A 24,739-nucleotide genomic window follows, 5' to 3' on the forward strand; every position below is an offset into this window, starting at 1 on the left:
CGCCGGCCCGGGCCACCCTCTGGCCCGGGCCGGCGCCACGACCGGCTCAGTCGGCGACGCGCGCGCCGCCCTTGATCACATCGGTCACCTTGGTCAGCACGGTTACGTCCTTCAGCGGATCGCCCTCGACCGCGATCAGGTCGCCATAGCGCCCGACCTCGATCGCGCCGACATCCCGGGTCCGCCCCAGCGCTTCGGCGGCGTTGAGCGTCGCGGCGCGGATCGCCTCCATCGGGGTCATGCCATATTGGACCATGACGCGGAACTGCCCGGCTGCCGTGCCGTGCGGCATCACCCCGGCATCGCTGCCGAACACCATCTTCACCCCTGCCGCATGTGCCTTGCGGAAATTGTCGCGCTGGATCTGCGCAATCTCGCGATCCTTGCGCAGATTGTCTTCCAGCACGCCGTTCTTCTTGCCCTCGGCCTGGGTGTAATCGGTGTTGTAGATATCCATCGAGAACCACACCGGCTGCTTGCGCGTCGCAGCCAGCTTGATCCCCTCGTCATCGACCAGGCTGGCATGTTCGATCGTGTCGATGCCGGCGCGGATCGCCGCCTTGATCCCAGCCGCGCCATGCGCATGCGCTGCAACCTTCAGGCCCCATTGATGCGCCTCATCCGCGATCGCGCGCATTTCCTCTTCCGACAGCTGCTGCTGGCCCGGTTCGGTATTGCGCGAGAACACCCCGCCGGTGGCGCAGATCTTGATCACCTCGGCACCATATTTGCGCTGCTCGCGCACGATCCGGCGCAGCTCCTGCGCCCCGTCGCCGACTGCCACGCCCTTCGACTTGAACGACGGCGGCAGATAGGTGCTGTCGCAATGGCCGCCGGTCGCACCCAGCGAATGCGCGCCGGGAACGATCCGCGGCCCGGCGATCAGCCCTTCCTCGACCGCCTGCTTGTAGCCGACATCGGCATAATTCTCCGACCCGACATTGCGGATCGTCGTGAACCCGGCGCGCAGCATCGCGCGCGCATTCGCGGTTCCCTGGATCGCCCAGAAGCTGTCAGTGAACTGCAACCCGGTATAACCGCCATAGACCGGATTGCTGTCGAGATGGACGTGCATGTCGATCAGCCCGGGCAGCACGGTCTTGCCGCTCAGGTCGATATGCCGCACGTCGCTGCCCCAGCGCACCGTGCGCGCATCGGCAATGCTGGTAATGCGCCCGTCGGTGATGAAGATCGCCGGATGCTCGACCACCGTGCCCTTGACCACATCGACCATCTTGTCGGCGGTGACCACCACCGTCTCGGCGGCGGCGGGGGTGGCGGCGGCGAGTGCCAGTGCGGTTCCGATGATCCCCAACTTCATGCGATGCTCCCTTGATCCGTTCGCAGCACGCTCGCCGCGAACCGGACCAAGGTCAATCGCGTTCGGGCAAATCAGATGTGGATCACCCGGCCATAGGCGGCCAGCACGCTTTCGTGCATCGACTCGCTGATCGTCGGGTGCGGGAAGACGGTTTCCATCAGCTCCGCCTCGGTCGTCTCCAGCGTCTTGCCGATGGTATAGCCCTGGATCATCTCGGTCACTTCCGCGCCGATCATGTGCGCGCCGAGCAGCTCGCCGGTTTTGGCGTCGAACACCGTTTTCACGAACCCGTCGGGCTCGCCCAGCGCGATCGCCTTGCCATTGCCGATGAAGGGAAAATTGCCGACCTTGACTTCATAGCCCGCTTCCTTGGCCTTCGCTTCGGTCAGGCCGACGCTGGCGATTTGCGGGTGGCAATAGGTGCAGCCGGGGATGTTGCGCGGGTCCATCGCGTGCGGATGCTTGCCCGCAATCGCCTCGGCCGCGATCACGCCCTCATGGCTTGCCTTGTGCGCCAGCCACGGCGGCGCGGTGATGTCGCCGATCGCCCACAGGCCATCGACATTGGTGCGGCACGCGCCGTCGGTCTTCAGGAAGCCGCGATCGTCGACCGCAACGCCCAGTTCCTTGAGGCCGATGTCCGCCGTGTTCGGCACGATGCCGATCGCGACGATGACATGGCTGTACTCGCCCGCAACCGCCTTGCCATCCTTGCCGGTGATCGTCGCCTTGACGCCAGTCTTGTCGGCGCTGATCGACTCGATCTTGGCGCTGGTCATGATGGTCATGCCCTGCTTCTTGAGCGCCTTCTCCAGATGCGCGGAGATGTCCTTGTCCTCGACCGGCACGATGCGGTCGAGCATCTCGACCACCGTCACATCCGCGCCCATGTCGTTGTAGAAGCTCGCGAACTCGATCCCGATCGCGCCCGATCCGATGACCAGCAGCTTCTTGGGCATTTCCTTGGGCGTCATCGCGTGGCGATAGGTCCACACCCGCTCGCCATCGGCGGGCAGGTTGGGCAGGTCGCGGGCGCGCGCGCCGGTGGCGAGGATGATGTTCTTGCCCGTCAGCTCGGTCACCTTGCCGTCCGCGCCGGTAACCGACAGCTTGCCCTTACCGGTCAGCTTGCCGGTGCCCATGTGCACCGCGATCTTGTTCTTCTTCATCAGGTGCGTGACGCCCTGATTGAGCTGCTTGGCGACGCCGCGCGAGCGCTTGACCACGGCGTCGAGATCGGCGCTGATCTTTTCGGCGGCCAGGCCATAGTCCTTGGCATGCTGCATGAAGTGGAAGATCTCCGCCGAGCGCAGCAGCGCCTTGGTCGGGATGCACCCCCAGTTGAGACAGATGCCGCCGAGCAGCTCGCGCTCGACGATCGCGGTCTTGAGACCGAGCTGGCTCGCGCGGATCGCGGCGACATAGCCGCCGGGTCCGGAGCCGAGCACGATCACGTCATAGGATTCAGCCATGTTGTTGCCCCTGGGGAAGAGAGGGTTGGAAGAAAAACGCGCCGCGCGGACTATCCGTCCACCGGTCGCGGCTTGCGGTCCTCGCCGACCGCGACAAAGGTGAAGTTCGCCTGAGTCACCAGTTGCTGGTCCTCGCCATGGCGATCGCGCCGCCATGCCTCGACCTCGATCAGCATCGACGACCGCCCGATCTTCACGATCTGGGCATAGACCGACACTTCGTCGCCGACCGAGACGGGCGCGTGGAACTGCATCGAATCCATCGCCACCGTGACCGCACGCCCCTTGGCGCGGCGCGCGGCGACGAGGCCGGCCGCGAGGTCCATCTGCCCCACCAGCCAGCCGCCGAAAATATCGCCATAGGCATTGGCGTCGGCCGGCATGGTGCTGACGCGGATCGCGGGTTCGATTGCGGGGGGCTCCCGGTCAGGCATTGCCGCCGCCCTCCCCGCCCTGCGGATTGCGCTGCAACCACATCGCCCGGCGCATCGGCCCGATGCCCATCAGGATGATGCAGACGATCGCGATCCCCGTCACCAGCCACACGTCCGCCGAGGCGAGCGGATAGGCCCAGCTCGCCAGCGCCCCGATCAGCAGCGCGACCGCGATCCCCGCGGCGATGTGCAATGCTTCGATCAGGACACGCATGGCGCGGCGCTCAGGCCAGCAGGCCCATGGGCGATTCGATCAGCGCCTTGAGCACCTTCATCAGCTCGGCGCCATCGGCCCCGTCCACTGCGCGGTGGTCGAAGCTGCCGGTCGCGGACATGACGGTGGCGACGCCGAGCGCATCGTCGACGATATACGGACGCTTCTCGCCCGCGCCTACCGCCAGGATCATCGCCTGGGGCGGGTTGATCACCGCGTCGAACTGCTTGATCCCGAACATGCCCATGTTCGAGATGCTGGCGGTGCCGCCCTGATATTCGTGCGGCTGGAGCTTGCCCTCCTTCGCGCGGTCGGCCAGCTCCTTCATCTGGGTCGAGATCGACGCGAGGCCGATACTCGCCGCGTCGCGGATGATCGGGGTGATCAGGCCGGTCGGGGTCGAAACGGCGACCGAAATATCGGCGCGGCTGTACTTGACCAGCTTGTCGCCGGCGAAGGTCACGTTGCACTTGGGCACCTGCGTCAACGCGACCGCCAGCGCCTTGATCAGCATGTCGTTGACCGACAGCTTCACGCCGCGCCCTTCCAGGCTCTTGTTGAGCTGGCCGCGCAGCTTGAGCAGCGCGTCGAGCTGGATGTCGACGGTCAGATAGATGTGCGGAATGGTCTGCTTCGCCTCGGTCAGGCGGCGCGCGATCGTCTTGCGGATGTTGCTGAGCTTTTCGACCTCGTGCGGGATGCTCTCGTCATACCACACCGATGCCGGGGCAGCGGCGGGAGCCGTGGCAGTGGCCGCGGGCGCCGCAGCGGCGGGTGCGGCAACCGCCGGAGCCGCGCCGGGCTTCGCGCTTTCGATGTCGGCCTTGACGATGCGCCCGTTGGGGCCGGAGCCGGTCACGCCCGCCAGGTCCACGCCCTTTTCCGCAGCGATGCGGCGCGCCAGCGGGCTCGCCTTGACGCGGTCGCCGTCGGCCTTGGGCGCAGCTGCCGGAGCAGGTGCAGACGCAGCGGCGGCCGGCGCCGGAGCCACCTCGGCCTTCGGTGTTGCGGCCTTCGGGGCGGACACCGAACCGGCGTCCTCGCCCTCACCCGCCAGCACGGCGATAACCGTGCCGACCTTCACGCCATCGGTGCCCTCGGCAACGACGATCTTGGCGATCACGCCCTCATCGACCGCTTCGAACTCCATCGTCGCCTTGTCGGTCTCGATCTCGGCCATCAGGTCGCCGGCCTTGACGGTGTCGCCTTCCTTGACCAGCCAGCGGGCCAGCGTGCCCTCCTCCATCGTCGGGGACAAAGCGGGCATCTTGATTTCGATCGACATGGGTGGGGAGGATCCTGTCGTGATATGGGTCGGTTGTCGCGCCCTCCTTGCGCGATGCACGGCTTGGGTCAACCCCGCCCCTTGCGCTTGGCGACGCGACGCGTCACCACCTGTCACCAACGGAGAGGGGAACTGGTTTCATGCGTACCTATCTGGTCGTGATCGATGAAAGCCCCGAGGCGCAGATCGCGCTCCGCTTCGCCGCGCGCCGCGCCGTCAAGACCGGTGGCGGGGTCGAGATTCTGGCGCTGATCCCGCGCCCCGATTTCGTCCAGTGGGGCGGCGTGATGGCGACAATCGAGGAAGAGGCACGCCAGCGCGCCGAGGCGCTGGTCGCCGCCGCCGCCGGTACGCTGATCGCCGAGTCCGGGCTGAAGCCCCAGATCACGGTGCGTGACGGCGACGGGCCAAAGGTCATTCGCAAACTGATCGATGAGAATGACGCCATCGCCGCACTCGTGCTCGGCGCCGCTGCGGAGGGGCCGCCGGGGCCCCTGGTCAGCCACTTCGTCGGGGAAGCAGCCGCACTCCCCATCCCCCTGATGATCGTTCCGGGAAGCCTCGACCGCGAGGCGATCGACCGGCTAAGCTGAGGATCCATGCACAACTTCCTGCTCCCCGCGCTGCTGATCGCAGCCCCCGCCGCTGCCCAGCAGACCCCTGCCGACGCCCCCAGCCCCGAACGGCTCAAGGCCGATGTCGAAAAGCTGGTCAGCTTCGGCACCCGCCACACCCTCTCCTCTCCCGATCACCCGACACGCGGGATCGGCGCGGCGCGCAAATGGGGTGCGGAGGAGCTCGACCGGATCGGCGCGGCGTGCGGCAACTGCATCACCGTCGCGCGGATCGGCCGCACCTTTACCGGCCCGCGCGCGCCGAACGGGGTCGAGGTCGTCAACGTCCTCGGCTTTCAGCAGGGCGAGGACCCCAAGCGCGTGATCATCGTTCAGGGTCATATCGATTCGCGCGTCAGCGACGTGATGGATTTCACCAGCGACGCCCCCGGCGCGAATGACGACGCCTCCGGCACCGCTTTGGTGATCGAGGCGGCGCGCATCCTGTCGAAATCGAAGCACCGTGCGACGATCGTCTACGCCCTGCTGTCGGGTGAGGAACAGGGGCTGTGGGGCGGCACGCTGCTCGCCGAGACCGCGAAGGAGCGCGGCTGGGAGGTGATCGCGGTCCTCAACAACGATATCGTCGGCAACACCGTCGGCCAGAATGGCGTGCGCGTCGCCGACCGCGTGCGCGTTTTCTCCGAAGGCATCCGCGCGTCCGAAGACCTGCCCGGCCAGATCGGCCGGCGCGCCGACGGCGGCGAGGATGACGGCCCCAGCCGCGCGCTGGCCAAGGCGATCGACGGGATCGCCGACGGCATGCGCGAAAAGGACAAGGCCGCGCTCGACGTGTTCGTCGTCCGCCGTCCCGACCGTTTCGGCCGTGGCGGCGACCATGAGCCGTTCCTGCGCGTCGGCTATCCCGCCGTGCGCTTCTCGGTCGCGGCCGAAAATTACGACCAGCAGCATCAGGACCTGCGCACCGAAAACGGCCGCGTCTATGGCGACACGGTCGACAAGATGGACTTCCCCTATCTGGCGAAGGTCACCGCGCTCAACATCGCGACGATCCGCCGCCTCGCCAACGCACCGTCAGCGCCTTCGGGCGTCGTCCTCGACGGGGCGGTGAGTGCGGATACCAAGGTGCGCTGGAACGCCGTCCCCGGCGCGCGCAGTTACAAGGTCTATTGGCGCCGCAACGACACCCAGAACTGGAGCGAGGTGCGCGGCGTCGCCGGGCGGACCGAAACGGTGCTGAAGGATGTGGTCGTCGACGACCATTTCATCGGCGTCTCGGCGGTTGCGGCAGATGGCAGCGAGAGCATCGTCACCTTCGGCACGCGCCCGCCGCGCAACTAGCACGCGATGCGTCGCCCCGGTCCGACCGGGGCGACGCCGATTACCGGCAGCATTCCTTGGTCGACCGCCGCACCACCGTCTTGCTCGGATAGCGCCGCACGGTCTTCACCGGCGCGCGATAGGTGCGCACCTCCTCGACCTCCTCGATCACTTCTTCGGTGACGGTGGTGGTGGTGACCGCCCCCGACTGGATCACGATCGTCGTCACCGTCGGCCCCGCCATGTAATAGCCGCTGCTGCCGCCATGATAGCCGCGGGCATAGCCGCCGCCCTGCGCGCCGCACGGGCTGGCGCAGGGCGGCGGAGCATACCCCCCCGGGTAAGGCTGGGCCGGGATCGGCCGCCGTGCATGGCGGTCGTCGGCATAATCGTCATCATAACCGGGCGCAGCGTAGCGCGCGCCATAGCTACCGCCGCCCCCGCCAGCAGCCGCTGCCGCCGCACCGCCGCTGCCGGCATAGGCGGTCGCGCTCCCGCCGCCACCGCCGCCCGCGCGGCTCCAGTCCAGACCGCTGACCGAATCCCACACCCGGCCATCGCGATCCGCCAGCACCGCGTCGTCATAATAGCGCAGCCAGCCATAGCCATGAGGCGGACGGCTCAGCCCCCAGGCCGACCAGTCGTCGATCCAGAACCCCCCGCTGACCCAGTACCCCGGCAGCGTCCAGCCACGCACCGGCCGGCGATAGGCACTCCATCCGCCCGGCGCGCGCGTTCCGGCGTGCCAGCGCCCGCCGATCATCGGCCCCCACCGTCCGCCGGCATCCGGCGCACGCGGCGGATCGATCCGGGTCGCCGGGACCGATCGCGGAGGATAGCGCACCGGCTCCCGGTCGCGCTGGACCCATTGCCCGTCACGCCAGACGCGCTGCGCCTGCGCCGGTGTGGCAACGGCGATCGCAGCGATCGACAGGGTGGCAAGGGTCAGGGTGCGCATTGGCTGTACTCGCAATTGGGGCGAGACGCGGCCATTCAAGCAGGGAAAAAGGACCGCGCCTCTTTTCAGCGTTTTAACACTGTGCGCAGGCCGATCCCACCGTGCGCGATGGTTAAGAAAGTCCCAATGCGGGGCAGCCCCTATCCTGCGATGCGCGGCGCGAGCAGCGTCATCAGCGCTTCGCATCCGGCCGCATCCTCGGCGTCGAACCGACCGGTGGTGGGGCTATCGAGGTCGAGCACGCCGATCAGCACATCCTCGTGCACGATCGGCACGACCAGCTCGGCGTTGCTGGCGGCGTCGCACGCGATATGGCCGGGAAAGGCATGGACGTCCGCGACCAGTTGCGTCGTGCGCGTCGCCGCCGCTGCCCCGCACACGCCCTTGCCGAACGGAATGCGAATGCACGCTGCCTTGCCCTGAAACGGCCCAAGCACCAGTTCGCCGCCGACATTGCGGTAAAATCCGGCCCAGTTGAGGTCCGGCAGATACTGGCCGATCAACGATGCGGCATTGGCCATGTTGGCGATGGCGTCCGCTTCCCCGGCGGTCAGCGCGTCGAGCGCAGCGTGGAGATCGCGATAGAGTTCGGCCTTGGATCCGGCGGCAATGTCGAAGCTGTACATGACCCCGCAGGTGGCGCGCGCGGCGCCGCGATGCAAGGGGCTATGGACAGCGAACCCGCGTCATCCCGTCGGATGTCAGGCGATTGCCGTCGGCGGACAGCGTAAAGGTCCGCGTCGCTTCCCAGCTCTCGCCCTCGCCGCGATAGCGCGCCGCGACCCGGATTTCCTGCCGCGTTCCGGTGACGGCGGTAACGGCGGCACTGCTCTCGTAAAAGCGCAGCTCGCTCGGCGCGATCGTCAGCCGCGTCACGTCGCCGCCCTTCCCGCAATCCGCCGCGCGGGCGCTCCAGTCACCCTGAAAGCCGACCGGGATCGTGTCCGTTGCTTCCGCCGGGACAGGGCTCGCCGCCACCGGCGCGGGCGTGGGCGCAGGCGATGGCGCCGCGCGCTGCCCGGCTTCCTGTTCGGCGTTGCCGATACCATTGTCCGGGACGGGGTCTTGCGCACAGGCGGCAGCCAGCGCGAGCGATGCAATGACGGTCAGTCGGATCATCGCGCGCCAACGCGCCGCGGGCCGGATTCGTTGCGCTGCGCGGTCAATCGATCCGGACTTTGCCCCGGCCCGCCTTGATCGCCGACCGCCCCTTCTTCGCGTCGACCCGCCGCGCCTTGGCCGCCTTGCTTGGCTTGGTCTTCACCCGCCGCGCCTGCCGTTCATGGGCTTTCTCGATCAGCTCAAGCACCCGTGCCCGGGCATCTTCGCGATTGGCGTCCTGGGTCCGGAACGTGCGCGCGGTCACCACCAGTTCGCCGCCCGACGTCATCCGGCTGCCCGCCAGTTCCTTGAGCCTGGTGTAGGCATAGGGCGGCAGCCCCAGCGCAAACACGTTGACGCGCAGCTGTACCGCGGTCGCGACCTTGTTGACATTCTGCCCGCCCGGACCCGATGCGGCGAGGAACTTCTCCTCGACGATCGCCGCCTCGGGCAGCTCAATCGGCATCGTAGCCCGGCTCGTCCTGCGGCTGGCCGCCCGCAAATCCCAGCGCCCGGAAGGCATCGGGAGTCGGCGCCTCGGCGTGGATATCGGGCTTGCCGGGGCGCGGCACGGTCAATTGCGCGGCGTGGAGCATCATCTTGCGCCCGTTGGCGACGCCATAGACCGGATCGCCGGTAATCGGGAAGCCAAGGCCTTCGGCGGCATGGACGCGGATCTGATGCGTCCGGCCGGTTTCGGGATAGAAGGCGATGAACGCCCGCCCGTCCTTGTGCGCCAGCATCCGCCAGCGCGTCCGGGCCGCCTTGCCGGTCGGGCTGCCGGTCATGCGCCAGCCGCGCTCGGCGCTCGACACCTTGATCAGCGGCAGGTCGATCGTCCCCGACGGCGCATCGGGGATCCCGTCGATCACCGCCAGATAGCGTTTGGTCACCTGCCCAGCCTCGAACGCCTGCTGGAAGCGCGCATGCGCCTTGGGGTTGCGCGCCAGCAACAGGCACCCGCTGGTGTCGCGATCGAGCCGGTGGACCGGGGTCGGCCAGCGCTTGAAGCCGAAGGTCAGCCGCGACAGATGGTTTTCAAGGCTGATCGACCCGTCGCGCGGCGGATCGACCGGCAAGCCGGCCGGCTTGTCGATGACAATGGCCTCGCCATCGATGAACAAGATGTGATCCTGGAGCATCCCCGCGCCTTGCCACCGCGCGGCGCGCGACGCCAGCCCTCTAGCCGAAGCGATAGGCGTCCATCGCCAGCACGCCATAGGTATAGCTGTGGTGCAGCCGCTGCGCGGGCATGCCGCCGGCCCCCATCGCGGTGAACAGCGGCAGGATATGGTCCATGGTCGGGTGGTTCGCCCGCCCGTTCGGGCCGCGCGCGACCGCATCGAGCACGGCGTCGGTGTCGCCAGCGTCGAACCGGTCCTTCACCCAATCGGCAAAGCCCGACACCCAGTCCGGCACCGGCGCGTCATGATCGCGCCCTTCGGCAACGAGCGCGCGCAGATTGTGGGTCAGGCTCCCCGATCCGATGATCAGGACGTTGCGCGCGCGCAGCGGCGCGATCGCCTGACCGATGCGGTGATGCCATTGCGGCGGGTGCGCGCTGCTGATCGACAGCTGCACGATCGGGATCGCCGCCTCCGGCCAGCCCAGCATCAGCGGGACCCAGGCGCCGTGGTCGAGCCCGCGCACGGGGTCGCGGGACACGCGCTGCCCGGCCTGCGCCAGCAGCCGCACGACCTCGTCCGCCAGTGCCGGATCGCCCTTGGCCGGATAGCGCAGGTCGAACAATATCTGCGGGAAACCACCGAAGTCGTGAATCGTGGCAAGGTCGCGGCCCGACGTCACCACCGCCTCCGCCCTGTCGTGATGGGCAGAGATGATCAGGATCGCGTCGGGGCGCGCGACATGCGACGCCAGCCCGGCGAGAAAGTCCCGCGCCGGGCTGGGTTCGAACAGGATCATCGGCGAGCCGTGCGACACGAACAATGCCGGCTGCACGGCGCGCGGCATGTCAGGCGGCCAGCTTCGCCGCGACTTCGGCGATGCGCCGGCCCTGGTAACGCGCGCCGGCGAGGTCAATGGCGCTCGGCATGCGGCTGCCGTCGCCGCCCGCGATCGTGGTCGCGCCATAGGGCGCACCACCGACCACTTCGTCGATCTTCTGCTGGTCAGCATGGCCGTAATCCAGCCCGACGATGGTCAGGCCGAAGTGGAGCAGGTTGGTGATGATGCTGAACAGCGTCGTCTCATTGCCGCCATGCTGGGTCGCGCTCGACGTGAACGCGCCGCCGACCTTGCCGTTGAGCGCGCCCTGGTACCAGACACCGCCGGCCGTGTCCCAGAAGCTCGCCATCTGGCTCGCCATGCGGCCGAACCGGGTCGGCGATCCGACGATGATCGCATCATAATCCTTCAGCGCGTCGGGGCCTTCGATCACCGGATGGGCACTGTCGGCCTTGAAGCCGGCGGCCTTGACCACCGCCTCGGGCGCAGTCTCGGGCACGCGGCGGATGTCCACCGTCGCGCCAGCCGTACGCGCGCCTTCGGCAACCGCTTCGGCCATCGCCTCAAGATGGCCATAGGACGAGTAATAGAGCACCAGAACCTTGGTCACGGCGTGTCTCCTGTATCAGCAATGGAAAGGGGGGTGGAGCGGCCCGCCTTGGGAGGGGGAGGGACGCGGACCGCTCCGGGGGGTCTGTTCAGTCGGAATCGACCAGGACGATTTCGGCATCCTCGATCGCGGTGATCGTCACCGTCTGCCCACCGCTCAGCGCGGCGCCGTCGCGGGCGTTGAACGGTTCACCATCGATCGTGATCTTGCCGACCGCGGGAACGAGATAGGCATGCCGCCCCTCGCCCACGCTGTGGGTCAGGCTTTCACCGGCCTTGATCGTCGCGCCCAGCACGCGGGCGTCGGCGCGGATCGGCAGCGCGTCGCCATCCTCGGCATAGCCGCTGGCCAGCGTCACGAACCGGCCCGACCGCTCGCCCTTCGGGAACGGCTTGGCGCCCCAGCTCGGCGCACCGCCGCCGGCGCGCGGCAGGATCCAGATCTGGAACAGCGTCGTCGTCTCCGGCTCCAGATTATATTCGGCGTGGCGCACGCCGGTGCCGGCGCTCATCACCTGGACATCGCCCGCCCCGGTACGGCCGGTATTGCCCATCGAATCCTGGTGGGTGATCGCCCCGGTGCGGACATAGGTGATGATCTCCATGTCCTTGTGCGGGTGCGGCGGAAAGCCGCTGTTCGGTGCGATCTCGTCGTCGTTCCACACGCGGATCGCGCCCCAGCCCATCCGGGCCGGGTCATAGTAATTGGCAAAGCTGAAATGGTGACGGGCGTTGAGCCACCCGTGATCGGCATGGCCCAGGCTGTCGAACGAACGCTTGTCGATCATGGCGACCTCCTTGTTGACCGCCAAGATAAGCCATGCGATCACCACGTAAATGGAAACGTCCGAAACTGATCGTTTCCCCCAAGGCCCCGAGCGGAGCAGCGACGATGCGTCTTCCCGACTTTGAAGCCTGGGCGATGTTCGCCTGCGTGGTCGAACATCGCTCGTTCAGCGGCGCCGCCGCGTCGATCGGGGTGAGCAAGGCGACCATTTCCAAGGCGATCGCGCGGCTTGAAGCGCAGCTCGGCACCGCGCTGTTTCATCGCACCTCGCGCCGCCTGACGCTGACCGACAGCGGCACGGCACTGGCCGAACGCGCCGCCCGCATCCTCGCCGAGGCACAGGCGGCGGAGGAGGCCGCGATCGATTCCGCCAAGGCGCCCTCGGGGCTGGTCCGCATTGCCGCACCGATCACCTTCGGCATCCGCTATGTCGCCGATGCCGTGGCCGATCTGCTCGCGGCGCATCCCGGGATCCAGATCGATCTGCGGCTGTCCGATGCGCGGGTCGATATTGTCGCGGACGGCTTCGACATCGCGCTGCGCATCGCCGATCTGCCCGACAGCTCGCTGCGCGCGCGCCGGCTGGCGCCGATCCACGCGCGGGTGGTGGCGGCCCCCGCCTATCTGGCCGCGCATGGCACCCCGCGCCATCCCGCCGACCTCGCCCATCACGCCTGTTTTCTCTACGCCAACGCCATCGGCGCCTGGCAGTTTCGCAAGGCCGATGGCGAGGAAGCCGCGGTCCGGCCGGCCGGGCCGCTGATCACCGACAATGGCGACGCAATGATGCCCGCGCTACTCGCCGGGCTCGGCATTGCCCGGCTGCCGGATTTCATCATCGAGCGCGAACTGGCCGATGGCCGGCTGGTCGAGATTCTGGGCGACTGGTCGCCGATGAACATCGCGCTGCACCTGATGACCCCGCCCAGCGCGCTGCGCCCCGCGCGGGTCGAACTGGTGATCGACTTCCTGTCCCAGCGCTTCCGCAAGCTCGCCACGCGCTGACCGCGCCTACCAACGCAAAGGGCCGGCCCGCATCGCTGCGGACCGGCCCCTGTTTGCGCGCGCAGCGTCAGATCAGAACTTGACCTCGGCGGCGATGGTGAACGAGCGGCCGCGCGGGTCCGCAACGCGCGGCTCCCACGAACTGCCCGCGCCCGAATTGCTGTCATAGGTGATGGCAAAGGGCGGATCGGTGTCGAAGATGTTCTTGATGCCGGCGGTCAGCTTGAACCGCTGGGCAATCTGCTGCGTCACCGACAGGTTGTAGGTGATGTAGGAATCGACCCGCTCATTATAGTCGGGGCGCGTTGCGCTCTGGTTATTGGCCAGGCTGGGCAGGCCGTTATTGTCATAGCCGCTGCGGAAGATCTGCGAGAAGGTGACCGCAAAATCGTCCTTGGAAAAGCTGACCCAGGCATTGTGCTTCCACTCGAGGCCCAGATCGCCGGCATAGCTGAACACGCCGACAATGTCGCTGTACGGCGCCGTCGGCAGGAAGCGTTCCTTCTTCTCGATCAGCCACGTGCCGTTCATGCCCAGGTCGAACATCCCGCCCAGCGCATCGACCGATCCGCGCAGCGCGAACTCCAGCCCCTTAGTCCGCCGTGACCCGATATTGTCGGCGGTCAGGTCGACCAGCGTGATGACGCCCCCGGTCCGAGTGATGCGGTCCCCGAAGAACTGGTAATTGTCGAACAGCTGGCGCAGCGTCAGCGCGCCGATCGTGTCGTCAACCGCGATCGACCAGAAGTCGACCGATGCGCTGAAACGCGGCGCCGGGCGGAACACGATGCCGACCGAATATTGCTCCGACGTCTCGGGACCGACATTGGGATTGCCCCCGCTCAGCGTATCGGGGTTGATCGCCGCGCAAGCCGGGTTGGTCGTGCTCACCACGCCGCTCGGGCAAGTCGACGGATCGACCAGCGTGTTGGTGGTCGGGTTGGGGCTCAGCGTCTGACCGTTGAAGATCTGGTTGAACGTCGGGACGCGGAAGCCGGTATTGTACGACGCGCGCACCATCAGCCAGTCGACCGGGGTAAAGCGCGCGCTCACCTTCGGATTGAACGTGCTGCCAAAGCCCGAATAATCGTCCACGCGGCCCGCGACCGAAATTTCCAACGGCTCGAACACCGGGATCAGCAGCTCGGCATAGGCGGCCTTCACGTCGCGATGCTTGGGCGTCAGCGCGTTGGCGTTGTCGAACGCGACGTTGAAGATTTCGGGCCGCGCCAGTTCGGCTTCGGCCGATCCGTTGAAGCTGTAGCTTTCGCGGCGGTAATCGATCCCTGCCGCGATCTGCACCGTGCCGCCGGGCAGTTCGAACAGCGACCCCGAGATCGAGGCGTCGAACTGCTTCACCTCGTAACGCCCGCCATATAGCGTCACGCCCTCGGCCGAAATCGCGTCGAGCGCGGCCAGCGCCTCGGGTGTCTGCGTCACGGCAAAGGGATTGAGGATACCGCTGTTGAGCAGGCCGACAATGCCCGGCGCCGTCGCACCGGGAGCGATCGGCGCGCGCGTGTCGAGCCCCCCCGACACCGCACCCGGAATGCCCGACGCGTTGGCACGCGCGGAAGACGAGAACACGCCGCGATAATGATAGCCGGTGCCGAGGACCGAGGTGGATTCGCTGCGTGCATAGGAGGCGCCCGCACGATAATCCCACCCGTCGAACAACGGCCCTTCCAGGCCGATCGCCCCGCGCAGCGTCTTGGTGTTCGTTTCATATTCGCGCGGACCGCACGAAGTGCAGCGCCAGCGATACGCGATCGGGCGGCCGTAATTGGCCGCGATCGACGGGAAGACCGCGACCATCGCGTTATAGACCTGGTTGTAGGTCGGCGCCGTCAGCGCATTGAGCGGATAATAGAGCGGCAGGGTCGAGGTGTTGCCGGCATATTGGTTGGACGAAAACTGCTTCGACGAGTCCGCGTCCGATCCGGTAATTTCCGCAAAGGCGCGGTGATTGCCCAGCGCCACCGTGCCGCGCGCATAATAGGTCAGCGTCTCCAGCGGCTGCTGCAGGATCGCCGCGCGCCCCGTGTCCCACGCACAGGCATAGCGCGCGCTCGCATTGGCCCATAGCGCATCGTCATAGGCCATGCCGCCGTCGAACGATTCGCACCCGGCCTGCCCCGGCAGGTCGAGATAGTTGATGCCGCCATTGGCGGTGATCGTCGTGCCCGGGATCAGCAGCGGCACGCCGCTGAGCAGGCTCCCCGACGGCGCGAACAGGGCGTTGGCGCCATTGGCAAAGGCAGTCGCGATCGGGGTGCCGCGCGTGTCGATCGACAGGCCGCGATTGGGCTGGTTGCCGTTGACGAAGTCACGCTTCTCGCCGCGCAGGATGCCGTTCCAGCTCTTGCTGACCGCAGCCATGACGTTGAACCCGTCCGACTTGAGGTCGCCATAGCCGGCGGTCGCCGACAGGCGATAGATTGGCGAATCCCCGCGCTCGGTGATGTCGGTAAAGCCGTTGAGCGCCAGTCCCTCGAAATCGGTCTTGGTGATGAAGTTCATCACGCCGCCGATCGCGTCGGTGCCATAGATGGCCGATGCGCCGTCCTTGAGCACCTCGACCCGCTCGATCGCGGCGAAGGGGATCTGGTTGACGTCGACCGCCGAGCCCTGAAGCCCGTGCGCCGCCACGCGCCGCCCGTTGAGCAGCACCAGCGTCGCGGCCGAGCCCTGCCCGCGCAGGTTCGCCGCCGACAGGCCGTTGGTGCCGCGCTGCGCCCCGCTCACCACGTCGGTGTTCGACGCCAGATTGTCCGCACCATTGCCGTTCGTGCTGAGCAGCGAGACCAGCTGTTCGGGGCTGTTGATCCCCTCGCGCGCGAAATCTTCGTTGGTAAAGATTTCCAGCGGCAACGCGCTCTTGGCCGGATCCTGCTTGATGCGCGATCCGGTCACCAGCACTTCGCGGTCTTCGCTCGCTTCGGCCTGCGCCGTGGTCGGCGCTTCCTGGGCGAGCACGGGCGTCGCGAGGCTGCACGCCGTCACGAACAATGCGGTCTTGAACTTCATACCCCAACCCCCTTTTTGATCCGGCGCGCATTTTTGTGTCGGTTTCACCGGAAACCGGGAAACTAATCACGCATATCTGATGTTAGCAAATATAAATTATGGGGGAATCCCATAACCTGCGCCTATATCACTGGGCACGGGGCTTGACAGGATTTCGGCGCGCGCAGCGCCCGGCCATGTCGCGCGACGGCCTGTGGGATTGGCGCGCGACTCGTGGATTCAGGCGGGTTAGGCAAAAATTAACCTTTTGCCTTCATTCCAGCTTAGGTTAATGAATCAGTCGCGTTGCATGTCGCAGGGGGCGTGCAACCGGCACAGGGGAAATCAGCCGATGCGCGTGCTGCTGATCGAAGACGAGCCGACGACCGCCAAGGCCATCGAGCTGATGCTCGCAACCGAAGGGTTCAACGTCTACACGACCGATCTGGGCGAGGAAGGCCTCGATCTGGCGAAGCTGTATGATTACGACATCATCCTGCTCGACCTGAACCTTCCCGACATGCACGGCTATGACGTGCTGAAGAAGGTTCGCGTGGCACGCGTGCAGACGCCGGTGCTGATCCTCTCCGGCATCAACGAAATGGACAGCAAGGTGCGCTCGTTCGGCTTCGGCGCCGACGATTATGTGACCAAGCCGTTCCATCGCGAAGAGCTGATCGCCCGCATTCACGCCGTCGTGCGCCGCAGCAAGGGCCATAGCCAGTCGGTCATCCGCACCGGCAAGCTCGCCGTGAACCTCGACGCCAAGACGGTCGAGGTCGATGGCGCCCGCGTGCACCTGACCGGCAAGGAATATGCGATGCTGGAGCTGCTTTCGCTCCGCAAGGGCACCACGCTCACCAAGGAAATGTTCCTCAACCATCTCTATGGCGGGATGGACGAGCCTGAGCTCAAGATCATCGACGTCTTCATCTGCAAGCTGCGCAAGAAGCTCAGCATGGCGTGCGAGGGCGAGAATTACATCGAAACCGTCTGGGGCCGCGGCTATGTGCTGCGCGAGCCCGAGGAAGCGGGCACGGCGGTCAGCGCCGTCGCCTGACACCAGTTCGTCACACGGGGAAACGGGGCCGCGTCATCCGCACGGATGGGGCGGCCTTTTTCATGCCTGCACCGGCAAGCCGGTCGATTGTCAGCAGTAAATGGCGGAGAGGGTGGGATTCGAACCCACGTTACGGTTCCCCGTAAACCGCATTTCGAGTGCGGCGCGATCGACCACTCTGCCACCTCTCCGCGAGGGGTCCGCAGGGCAATTGCTTGCCGCTCCGTCCGGTCGAGCGGGCGCCTCTAGACCAAGCTTTCCAGGCTTGCAAGCGCCTTCCGTCACTTGTCTTGTCTGACCCGCAAAGCGCATTAGATTAAGGTCCATGAACCGTATTTCCGACCCGCTCGACCTGGCTGCGGCCGGTGTCCCCGTCCCCCCGGTTGCCCATGCGCGCTTCAACCTGGGCGATGTGGTGCGGCACCGCGTGTTCGATTTTCGCGGGGTCGTGTTCGACATCGACCCGGTCTTTGCGAACACCGACGAATGGTATGAGGCGATTCCCGAGGATATCCGTCCGCGCAAGGACCAGCCTTTCTACCACCTGCTCGCCGAAAATGCCGAATCGAGCTATGTCGCCTATGTCAGCCAGCAGAATCTGATCCCCGACGACAGCGACGAGCCGGTCGATCATCCGGCGATCGGCGGGCTGTTCGACGAGCTGAGCGGCGGACGGTACAAGCTGAAGCGCGAGCACCGGCATTAGTCGTTGATGCGCCTCACGGCGCATGTGCGGTGCCGGCCCGCTCCCCCACCCGGCCACCCACTTCAAGGTATCTTCGATGGGTGGCCGGGTGGGGGAGCGGGCCGGTACCGCACGCGTGCTGCGAGCGACGCACGAATAACCAGCAGGCCAGTACCGCCTTGCGGACGAAAGCCCGGCAACAAAGGTTGACTTCCCCGACCGAATCCCATAACCGCGCCGTTCCTCCCGCCGGGCTTGCCCTGCGCGGGCATATGCATTTTTGAATCGAGAAGAGGCCCATGTTCGCTATCGTGCGCACGGGCGGCAAGCAGTATCGCGTTGCCGCAGGAGACAAGATCGTCGTCGAGAAGCTCGACGGCGAAGCTGGTTCGTCGATCACGCTGGGCGACGTGCTGCTCGCTGGCGAAGGCGGCGACCTGAAGCCGACCGACGGCCTGACCGTTTCGGCCGAGATCATCGCCCAGCAGAAGGGCGAGAAGGTCATCGTTTTCAAGAAGCGCCGTCGGCATAACTATCGCCGCAAGAACGGCCATCGCCAGAACCACACCATCCTGAAGATCACCGCGATCGGTGCGCAGGAAACCAAGAAGAAGGCCGCGAAGGCCAAGGCGACCGAGGGCGATGCCCCGGCGGCCGCGGAAGCGTAAGGAGTAATCCGAAATGGCACATAAGAAGGCAGGCGGCTCTTCGCGCAACGGTCGCGACTCGCAGTCCAAGCGTCTCGGCGTGAAGAAGTTCGGTGGCGAAGTCGCCATTGCCGGCAACATCCTCGTGCGTCAGCGCGGGACCAAGTACTATCCGGGCGTCAATGTCGGCATCGGCAAGGACCACACCCTGTTTGCGCTTACCGACGGCCGCGTGCGATTCCACGACGGCAAGCTCGGTCGCAAATTCTGCTCGGTAGAAATGATTGCGGCTGCGGCCGAATAAGCTGGGCGACCATCCGGGTTGCCCGCCAGGGTGACCCGGGTCTCCAAATCTGGAGACCGCAAAAGGGAGACGGGTCACCCCGGTCTCCCTTTTTTATTGCTCCCTCCCCACCCCAACTGTCGCGCTCCGGTCATTAACCCGGGGCATCGGCGGGTCCGCGAGGAGAGTAAGATGTTCGCACGTACACAGCGGTTGATGCTGCGGCCCGGCTGGATCGAGGATGCGCCCGAACTGGCGCGCGCGATCGGCCATCACGAGGTTGTCCGCAACCTCAGCCGCGCCCCCTGGCCCTATGCGGTGAGCGACGCCGAGGAATTCCTGCTGATCGAGCGCAAGGCGAGCGACCTGCCCGTCTTCCTGATCTGCGCGCTGGACGGCGGCACCAGCCGCATCGTCGGCTGCATCGGGCTGGACCGGATGGAGCGCGGCGGCGTCGAGCTTGGCTATTGGATCGCACCCGAAGCCTGGGGCCGCGGCTATGCGACCGAGGCCGGCCGCGCGGTGATCGACATCGCCCGCACGCTGCGCGTCCCCGCCCTCACCGCCAGCCACTTCGCCGACAATCCGGCCTCAGGCCGCGTCCTGCGCAAGCTCGGCTTCCGCCCGACCGGGCGCACGGTGCAGCGCCACTCGCTGGGTCGCGGCGGCGCGGATGTGACGGTGGAGTTCGAACAGCGCCTGTCGGACTCGGACTGCACCGACCCCTGCGACCGAATGGCGGCGTGAGGTTCTAAAAAGCCCCTCCCCTTCAGGGGAGGGGTTGCAACTCCGCGGCCTAGCTCAAGCCCTCGGTGCATCGAAGCTCCTCAATCTGGCGCTTCGCCGGACTATAGACGACGACAACCAGTGAGCAGTCTCGTGCACCTACGGTGGGCAAAATCAACCAGTCCGCAAACCACCGCCGCTCTCCCGCGCCCATCACGGGTGCTTGTTGGCAGCCAATGCCGCGACAGGCATCAAGCTCAGCTCTGTAGACATCAGGAAGCACATAGGTCGCTATCACTGAGCCATCGATACCGCGCGCATAATAGCGCGCATAGGCATCGAGTGGCCTGGCCCCCACTGGCAGGACGATCTGCGATTCGATCGTGTCCATCACTCGGGCTTCGACGCTGGACGCGGAGTCACTGCCCCCGGCTAAGGCCATAGCCAACGAACAAAGAAATGCCGCTTTCATCGTGCAAGAATGGCTTATGGCGCCATTCGTCGCAATGGCGCAGTCGAGCGATTCAGGAACCCGCGTCAGATGATCAGAGCCGTCGACGAAGCGCGAGCAGATGATCTGCCTTGAGTTCGTCAGATGATCGGACGGAGCCAGTTACGCAACACGGCTCCGCCCGAAACTCTGGACCTCAGTTAGCGGCAGCAGCCTCGCGCCGCACCGTATCCGGCGCGGTTTCCCAGCCGCCGCCCAGCGCCTTGAACAGCGCCACCTGCGCCTCCGCCAGCGCGGCGTTGGACTGGGCCAGCGCAGCACGCGCCCCTGCCCGCTCGCGTTCGGCGTCAATGCGCTGGAGCAGGCTGTCGCGCCCCGCCTCGAACCGCAGGATCGCGATCCGCGCGGCGTTGGTCGCCGACGCATCGGCACGGCGCAGCGCGACGTTGCGCTCGATCTCGCCCGAATAGCGCGCCAGCGCCTGTTCGACTTCGCGCAGTGCGGTCAGCACCGTGCCGTCGAACGCGGCGAGCGAACCTTCCGCCCCCGCCTCGGCCTGCCGAATCCGCGCGCGGGCGGCGGTCAGGTTCGGGAAGTTCCAGCTGAGCAGCGGCCCGAGCGAGAAGTTGAACGACGAGCTCTTCCCCAGATCCTCGATATTCTGCGCCCCCAGCGACACCGATCCGCCCAGCGTGATCGACGGATAGAGCGCGGCGGTCGCCACCCCCACCCGCGCGGTATCCGCCGCCAGCTGACGCTCGGCCTGGCGCACGTCGGGACGGCGGGCAAGCAGCGCCTGCCCATCGCCGACCGGGATCAGCGCCGATACGCCCGGCGGGGTCGCACAGGCATCGGCCTGCGCGTCCAGTTCCGCTGGCGGCTTGCCGGTCAGCGTGGCCAGCGCATAGAGCGCCGCGCGCCGCTCCGCCTCGAACGCCGGCACCTGTGCGCGGGCATTCTCCGCCAGCACGCGCGCCTGATCGACATCGCGGATCGTGCCACGACCGGCATCGAGCAGCCGCTGGGTCAGGTCGAGCGTGCGGGTCTGGAGCTGCACCGTCTCGCGCGCCACCGCCGCCTGCGCGGCAAAGCCGCACGCCGCGGCATAGGTCCGCGCCGTCTCCGCCGCGATCGCCACGCGCGCGCCGTCGAGTGCCGCCTGCGCCGCATCGACATCGCCACGCGCCGCTTCGATCGAACGGCTCACCCGCCCGAACAGGTCGACCTCATAGGACGCATCGAGCCCGACGCGGAAAAAGTCGCCCTCGACCCCGTCGACGCCGGCGGGCAACGCGCCCTGTGCACTCTCCGCCCCGGTGCGCGAGCGGGTATAGCCCCCGCTCACGCTCGTCCCCGGCAGCCGCGCCCCGCGCGATTCCGACAGGATCGCGCGCGCGCGCTTCAGGTTGGCCGACGCCTGACGGATGTCGGTGTTGTAGGTCAGCGCCTCCACCACCAGCCGGTCGAGCGCCGGATCCTTGAACAACCGCCACCATTCGCCCTCGACCGCGCCCGGCGACACCTTCGTCATGCCCGGATCGACGAAGGCCGCAGCCGCAGCCGACGGGGTTTCGGGCCGCTGATAGGTCGGACCGACCGAGCAGCCGGCAAGCAGCGCCGCGCTCGCACTTACAAGGAATAGGCGCTTCATGCTGCCGGCTCCGTCACGGGGTCATGGGGTTTGGAGCGGAAACGCGCCGTCTGCGCGCTTGCCCAGATGCCGAACTTGCGGCTGATGACATAAAAGGCCGGGGTGAAGATCAGGCCAAAGATCGTCACGCCGATCATGCCAAAGAACACCGCGACGCCCAGCGCCTGACGCAACTCCGCCGCCGCGCCGCTCGCGATCACCAGCGGCAGCACGCCGAGGATGAAGGCGATCGACGTCATCACGATCGGCCGCATGCGCTGGCTCGCGGCATGCTTGGCAGCCTCGAACATGTCCATGCCCTGATCCTCGTTCTGCCGCGCGAATTCGACGATCAGGATCGCGTTCTTCGCCGCCAGCCCGATCAGCACCACCAGACCGATTTGCGTGAGGATATTATTGTCCATCCCCATCGCGTTGACCCCCAGGATCGCGGCGAGCAGACACATCGGCACGATCAGGATCACCGCCAGCGGCAGCACCAGGCTCTCATAGAGCGCGGCGAGCAACAGGAAGACGAACACCACCGCCAGGACAAAGGCGATCGTCCCGGTATTGCCGGCAGATTTCTGCTCCAGCGCGAGTTCGGTCCATTCGAAGCTCATGCCCTGTGGCAGCGTCTGTGCGGCGAGCGCCTCCATCGCGTCGAGCGTCTGACCGGTCGAGTAACCGGGCTTGGAATCGCCCTGCAGCTCGGCTGCGGGATAGAGATTGTAGCGCACCACGCGATACGGCCCGGCATCGTTCTTCAACGTCATCACCGAACTCATCGGCACCATCTCGCCCGACGCCGACCGGGTTTTCAGGCCCTGAATGTCGGTGGCGTCGTCGCGATAGGGCGCGTCGGCCTGTGCCGTCACGCGGAAGGTGCGGCCCAGATAGTTGAAGTCGTTGACATAGGACGAACCGAGATAGGCACCCAGCGTCGAGAAGATGTTCGACACCGGCACGCCCATCCGCTCGGCCCGCTCGCGATCGACATCCGCGGTCAGGCGCGGCGTACCGGTGTTGAACAGGGTGAAGGCACCCGCGACGCTCTCCTGCTGGTTCGCGCCCATCATCATGCCGAAGGCCGCCTGCGCCAGCGCCTGATAGCCCAGTCCCTCGCGGTCCTGGATCATCATCTTGAATCCGCCACCGGTGCCGATGCCCGGAACCGGGGGCGGCGCGATGACCAGGATGTCGCCGCCCTTGATCGGCGCGAGGGCACCATAGAGCGCACCCTGAATCTCGTCGGCGGTCGCATCACGCTCGGCATGCGGGGCCAGGCCGAAGAACAGCACGCCGGTATTGGGCGCGGTCGAGAAGCTCGCCCCGTCAAGGCCGGCAAAGCCGACCACATATTTGACACCCGGCAGCTTGCGCGCGGCGGCAATCGCCTCCTGCACGACCCCATCGGTGCGGTTGAGCGACGATCCCGGCGGCAACTGCACCGCGCCGATCAGATAGCCCTGATCCTGCGGCGGGATGAAGCCCGACGGGGTCGATGTGAAGCGCCACCCGGCGACGAGGATCAGCGCGACATAGACCACGCCGACGACCATCAGCATCCGCACCAGCTTCGCGGTCAGCTTGCCGTAATTGTCCGACAGTCGGTTGAACCCGCGATTGAACGCCGCCCCGGCCCGCGCCGGCACGCCGCGCCAGCCCGGCGCGGGTTCGCTGGCATGGCCCTTGTGCTTGAGCACGAGCGCGCACAGCGCCGGCGAGAGCGTCAGCGACACGAACGCCGAGATCAGCGTCGCCGAAGCGATGGTGATCGCGAACTGCTGGTAGAAAGCGCCCGAAATGCCCGGGATGAACATCGTCGGCACGAACACGCCGACCAGCACCAGGCTGATCGCGATGATCGCGCCCGACACTTCGTCCATCGTCTTGTGCGCGGCTTCCTTGGGGGACAGCCCCTCCTCTTCCATCAGCCGCTCGACATTCTCGACCACCACGATCGCGTCGTCGACGACGATGCCGATGGCAAGGACCAGGCCGAACAGCGACAGCGTGTTGAGCGAATAGCCGAACGCCAGCAGCACCGCGAACGCGCCGATCAGCGAAATCGGGATCGCCACGATCGGCACCACCGCCGCGCGCCAGCTCTGCAGGAACACGATGACCACCAGCACCACGAGCACCAGCGCCTCGATCAGCGTGTGCTCGACCGCGGTGATCGACTCCGCGATATATTCGGTCGGGTTGTAATCGATGGAATAGGTCATCCCCGGGGGGAAGTCCTTGGCCAGGCTGTCCAGCTCGGCCTTGACCGCTTCGGCGGTCGCCAGTGCGTTCGATCCGGGCAGCTGGAAAATGCCCATGCCGACCGCGCGCTTGTCGTTGAGATAGCCGTTGAAGTTGTAATCCTGCGCACCCAGCTCGATCCGTGCGACGTCGCGCAGATGCGTCAGGCGGCCGGTCGCATCGCGCTTGACCACGATCGCACCGAACTCGTCGGTGGTGGTCAGCCGGCCCTTGGTCTGGACGCCCAGTTCGAATGCCGGGCTGGCATTGCCATAGGGCGGTGCGCCGATCGTGCCGGCGGCGACCTGCAGGTTCTGGCCGCGGATCGCGTTGACCACTTCGTCCACGGTCATGTCGCGCGCGGCGGCCAGGCCCGGGTCGATCCACACGCGCATATTGTAATCGCGGCCGCCAAAGGCCTGGGCCTGACCCACGCCCGGGATGCGCGCGATGCGGTCCTGCACCTGCAGCGTGACGTAGTTCGAGATATACTGGATATCCAAACTCTTGTCCGGGGACGTGAAGAACACGACCATCAGGAAGTCGGGCGAACTCTTGTTCACCGTCACACCGATCCGGCGGACATCCTCGGGCAGCCGCGGCTCGGCGGTCGCCACCTTGTTCTGGACCAGCACCTGCGCCTTGTCGATGTCGGTGCCCTGCTTGAACGCGACGGTGATCTGCGTCTGGCCGTTACCGGTCGACGACGACGTCATGTATAGCATGTTGTCGACGCCGTTGATCGCCTGTTCGATCGGCGCGGCGACGGTTTCGGCCAGCGTCTCCGCGCTCGCGCCGGGATAGGCGGCGGTCACGACGACGGTCGGCGGCGCGATATTGGGATATTGCGCGACCGGCAGCGACGGATAGGCGATGGCGCCGACGATCACGATCAGGATCGACAGCACCGCCGCAAAGATCGGCCGCTCGATGAAGAAATGGGGGAATTTCATGA

25 protein-coding genes and 1 tRNA gene are annotated in these 24,739 nt (G+C 66.6%); 8 read left to right on the forward strand and 18 right to left on the reverse strand.

Going from position 1 to position 24,739, the window contains the following annotated elements:
* Positions 1-46: 46 nt before the first annotated feature.
* The 5 genes from J2Y54_RS04435 to J2Y54_RS04455 all read right to left on the reverse strand — a co-directional run bounded on the left by J2Y54_RS04435 (position 47) and on the right by J2Y54_RS04455 (position 4,726).
* Entirely contained in the window at positions 47-1,321 is a 1,275-nt protein-coding gene (locus tag J2Y54_RS04435; RefSeq protein WP_310037258.1) for an amidohydrolase family protein, read from the reverse strand.
* A 71-nt stretch (positions 1,322-1,392) separates the two neighbouring features.
* Entirely contained in the window at positions 1,393-2,793 is a 1,401-nt protein-coding gene (gene lpdA, locus J2Y54_RS04440) for a dihydrolipoyl dehydrogenase (RefSeq protein ID WP_310037261.1), read from the reverse strand.
* Between the two features lie 50 nt (positions 2,794-2,843).
* Positions 2,844-3,227, reverse strand: coding sequence for an acyl-CoA thioesterase (locus J2Y54_RS04445; RefSeq protein ID WP_310037263.1), 384 nt, complete (start codon positions 3,225-3,227; stop codon positions 2,844-2,846).
* The gene (locus tag J2Y54_RS04450; protein WP_310037265.1) at positions 3,220-3,441 is read right to left on the reverse strand and encodes a hypothetical protein; all 222 of its coding nucleotides are present in this window, start codon (positions 3,439-3,441) and stop codon (positions 3,220-3,222) included. The genes J2Y54_RS04445 and J2Y54_RS04450 overlap by 8 nt, the downstream gene beginning before the upstream one ends.
* A 10-nt stretch (positions 3,442-3,451) precedes the next feature.
* Positions 3,452-4,726, reverse strand: a complete 1,275-nt coding sequence (locus tag J2Y54_RS04455) for a pyruvate dehydrogenase complex dihydrolipoamide acetyltransferase (RefSeq protein WP_310037267.1) — start codon at positions 4,724-4,726, stop codon at positions 3,452-3,454.
* A gap of 140 nt (positions 4,727-4,866) precedes the next feature.
* Between J2Y54_RS04455 and J2Y54_RS04460 the strand changes: the two genes are divergently transcribed.
* Together J2Y54_RS04460 and J2Y54_RS04465 are read left to right on the forward strand one after the other, a co-directional pair.
* On the forward strand, positions 4,867-5,319 hold the full coding sequence (locus J2Y54_RS04460; RefSeq protein ID WP_310037270.1) for a universal stress protein: 453 nt from the start codon (positions 4,867-4,869) through the stop codon (positions 5,317-5,319).
* Between the two features lie 6 nt (positions 5,320-5,325).
* A complete protein-coding gene (locus J2Y54_RS04465; protein ID WP_310037272.1) occupies positions 5,326-6,642 on the forward strand; it encodes a M28 family metallopeptidase in 1,317 nt (438 codons plus the stop codon).
* Between the two features lie 40 nt (positions 6,643-6,682).
* Here the strand turns inward: J2Y54_RS04465 and J2Y54_RS04470 are convergent, their stop codons facing one another.
* The 8 genes from J2Y54_RS04470 to J2Y54_RS04505 all read right to left on the reverse strand — a co-directional run bounded on the left by J2Y54_RS04470 (position 6,683) and on the right by J2Y54_RS04505 (position 12,042).
* Positions 6,683-7,579, reverse strand: coding sequence for an RcnB family protein (locus J2Y54_RS04470; protein ID WP_310037274.1), 897 nt, complete (start codon positions 7,577-7,579; stop codon positions 6,683-6,685).
* 140 nt (positions 7,580-7,719) lie between these two features.
* Entirely contained in the window at positions 7,720-8,205 is a 486-nt protein-coding gene (locus tag J2Y54_RS04475; protein ID WP_310037277.1) for a GAF domain-containing protein, read from the reverse strand.
* A 40-nt stretch (positions 8,206-8,245) separates the two neighbouring features.
* Positions 8,246-8,698: a hypothetical protein gene (locus J2Y54_RS04480; RefSeq protein ID WP_310037279.1), complete on the reverse strand. Its 453-nt coding sequence runs from the start codon at positions 8,696-8,698 to the stop codon at positions 8,246-8,248.
* A 43-nt stretch (positions 8,699-8,741) separates the two neighbouring features.
* Complete coding sequence (arfB, locus tag J2Y54_RS04485) at positions 8,742-9,146, reverse strand: alternative ribosome rescue aminoacyl-tRNA hydrolase ArfB (RefSeq protein ID WP_310037280.1); 405 nt, start codon at positions 9,144-9,146, stop codon at positions 8,742-8,744.
* Positions 9,136-9,822: an RNA pseudouridine synthase gene (locus J2Y54_RS04490; protein WP_310037281.1), complete on the reverse strand. Its 687-nt coding sequence runs from the start codon at positions 9,820-9,822 to the stop codon at positions 9,136-9,138. The genes arfB and J2Y54_RS04490 overlap by 11 nt, the downstream gene beginning before the upstream one ends.
* 40 nt (positions 9,823-9,862) lie before the next feature.
* Positions 9,863-10,651: a class III extradiol ring-cleavage dioxygenase gene (locus J2Y54_RS04495; protein WP_310037283.1), complete on the reverse strand. Its 789-nt coding sequence runs from the start codon at positions 10,649-10,651 to the stop codon at positions 9,863-9,865.
* 1 nt (position 10,652) lies between these two features.
* Positions 10,653-11,255, reverse strand: a complete 603-nt coding sequence (gene wrbA / locus J2Y54_RS04500; RefSeq protein ID WP_310037284.1) for an NAD(P)H:quinone oxidoreductase — start codon at positions 11,253-11,255, stop codon at positions 10,653-10,655.
* An 88-nt stretch (positions 11,256-11,343) separates the two neighbouring features.
* On the reverse strand, positions 11,344-12,042 hold the full coding sequence (locus J2Y54_RS04505) for a pirin family protein (protein WP_310037287.1): 699 nt from the start codon (positions 12,040-12,042) through the stop codon (positions 11,344-11,346).
* A gap of 104 nt (positions 12,043-12,146) precedes the next feature.
* Between J2Y54_RS04505 and J2Y54_RS04510 the strand changes: the two genes are divergently transcribed.
* Entirely contained in the window at positions 12,147-13,046 is a 900-nt protein-coding gene (locus J2Y54_RS04510) for a LysR family transcriptional regulator (protein ID WP_310037290.1), read from the forward strand.
* A gap of 72 nt (positions 13,047-13,118) precedes the next feature.
* Here the strand turns inward: J2Y54_RS04510 and J2Y54_RS04515 are convergent, their stop codons facing one another.
* A complete protein-coding gene (locus J2Y54_RS04515) occupies positions 13,119-16,073 on the reverse strand; it encodes a TonB-dependent receptor domain-containing protein (protein WP_310037292.1) in 2,955 nt (984 codons plus the stop codon).
* Between the two features lie 331 nt (positions 16,074-16,404).
* Between J2Y54_RS04515 and ctrA the strand changes: the two genes are divergently transcribed.
* Positions 16,405-17,112 carry a response regulator transcription factor CtrA gene (gene ctrA, locus J2Y54_RS04520; RefSeq protein ID WP_310037293.1) on the forward strand — a complete coding sequence of 236 codons (708 nt, stop codon included), beginning with the start codon at positions 16,405-16,407 and terminating at the stop codon, positions 17,110-17,112.
* Positions 17,113-17,213: 101 nt separating this feature from the next.
* On the opposite strand, the gene J2Y54_RS04525 is transcribed toward ctrA, so the two are convergent.
* Positions 17,214-17,303: transfer RNA gene (locus J2Y54_RS04525), tRNA-Ser, on the reverse strand.
* 134 nt (positions 17,304-17,437) lie between these two features.
* Here J2Y54_RS04525 and hspQ point away from each other — a divergent pair.
* The 4 genes from hspQ (at position 17,438) to J2Y54_RS04545 (ending at position 19,474) form a co-directional block, all read left to right on the forward strand.
* Positions 17,438-17,818, forward strand: a complete 381-nt coding sequence (hspQ, locus tag J2Y54_RS04530; RefSeq protein WP_310037297.1) for a heat shock protein HspQ — start codon at positions 17,438-17,440, stop codon at positions 17,816-17,818.
* A 278-nt stretch (positions 17,819-18,096) separates the two neighbouring features.
* A complete protein-coding gene (gene rplU / locus J2Y54_RS04535; protein ID WP_310037298.1) occupies positions 18,097-18,465 on the forward strand; it encodes a 50S ribosomal protein L21 in 369 nt (122 codons plus the stop codon).
* 13 nt (positions 18,466-18,478) lie between these two features.
* On the forward strand, positions 18,479-18,748 hold the full coding sequence (rpmA, locus tag J2Y54_RS04540) for a 50S ribosomal protein L27 (protein ID WP_257845123.1): 270 nt from the start codon (positions 18,479-18,481) through the stop codon (positions 18,746-18,748).
* Between the two features lie 171 nt (positions 18,749-18,919).
* Positions 18,920-19,474: a GNAT family N-acetyltransferase gene (locus J2Y54_RS04545; protein WP_310037300.1), complete on the forward strand. Its 555-nt coding sequence runs from the start codon at positions 18,920-18,922 to the stop codon at positions 19,472-19,474.
* A gap of 49 nt (positions 19,475-19,523) precedes the next feature.
* Here the strand turns inward: J2Y54_RS04545 and J2Y54_RS04550 are convergent, their stop codons facing one another.
* The 3 genes from J2Y54_RS04550 to J2Y54_RS04560 all read right to left on the reverse strand — a co-directional run bounded on the left by J2Y54_RS04550 (position 19,524) and on the right by J2Y54_RS04560 (position 24,737).
* On the reverse strand, positions 19,524-19,925 hold the full coding sequence (locus J2Y54_RS04550) for a hypothetical protein (protein WP_310037303.1): 402 nt from the start codon (positions 19,923-19,925) through the stop codon (positions 19,524-19,526).
* Positions 19,926-20,100: 175 nt separating this feature from the next.
* Positions 20,101-21,555, reverse strand: a complete 1,455-nt coding sequence (locus J2Y54_RS04555; protein ID WP_310037305.1) for a TolC family protein — start codon at positions 21,553-21,555, stop codon at positions 20,101-20,103.
* A complete protein-coding gene (locus tag J2Y54_RS04560) occupies positions 21,552-24,737 on the reverse strand; it encodes a multidrug efflux RND transporter permease subunit (RefSeq protein ID WP_310037308.1) in 3,186 nt (1,061 codons plus the stop codon). The genes J2Y54_RS04555 and J2Y54_RS04560 overlap by 4 nt, the downstream gene beginning before the upstream one ends.
* Between the last annotated feature and the right edge of the window lie 2 nt (positions 24,738-24,739).

This window comes from Sphingomonas sp. BE123, assembly GCF_031456015.1.
Classification (GTDB): Bacteria; Pseudomonadota; Alphaproteobacteria; order Sphingomonadales; family Sphingomonadaceae; genus Sphingomonas.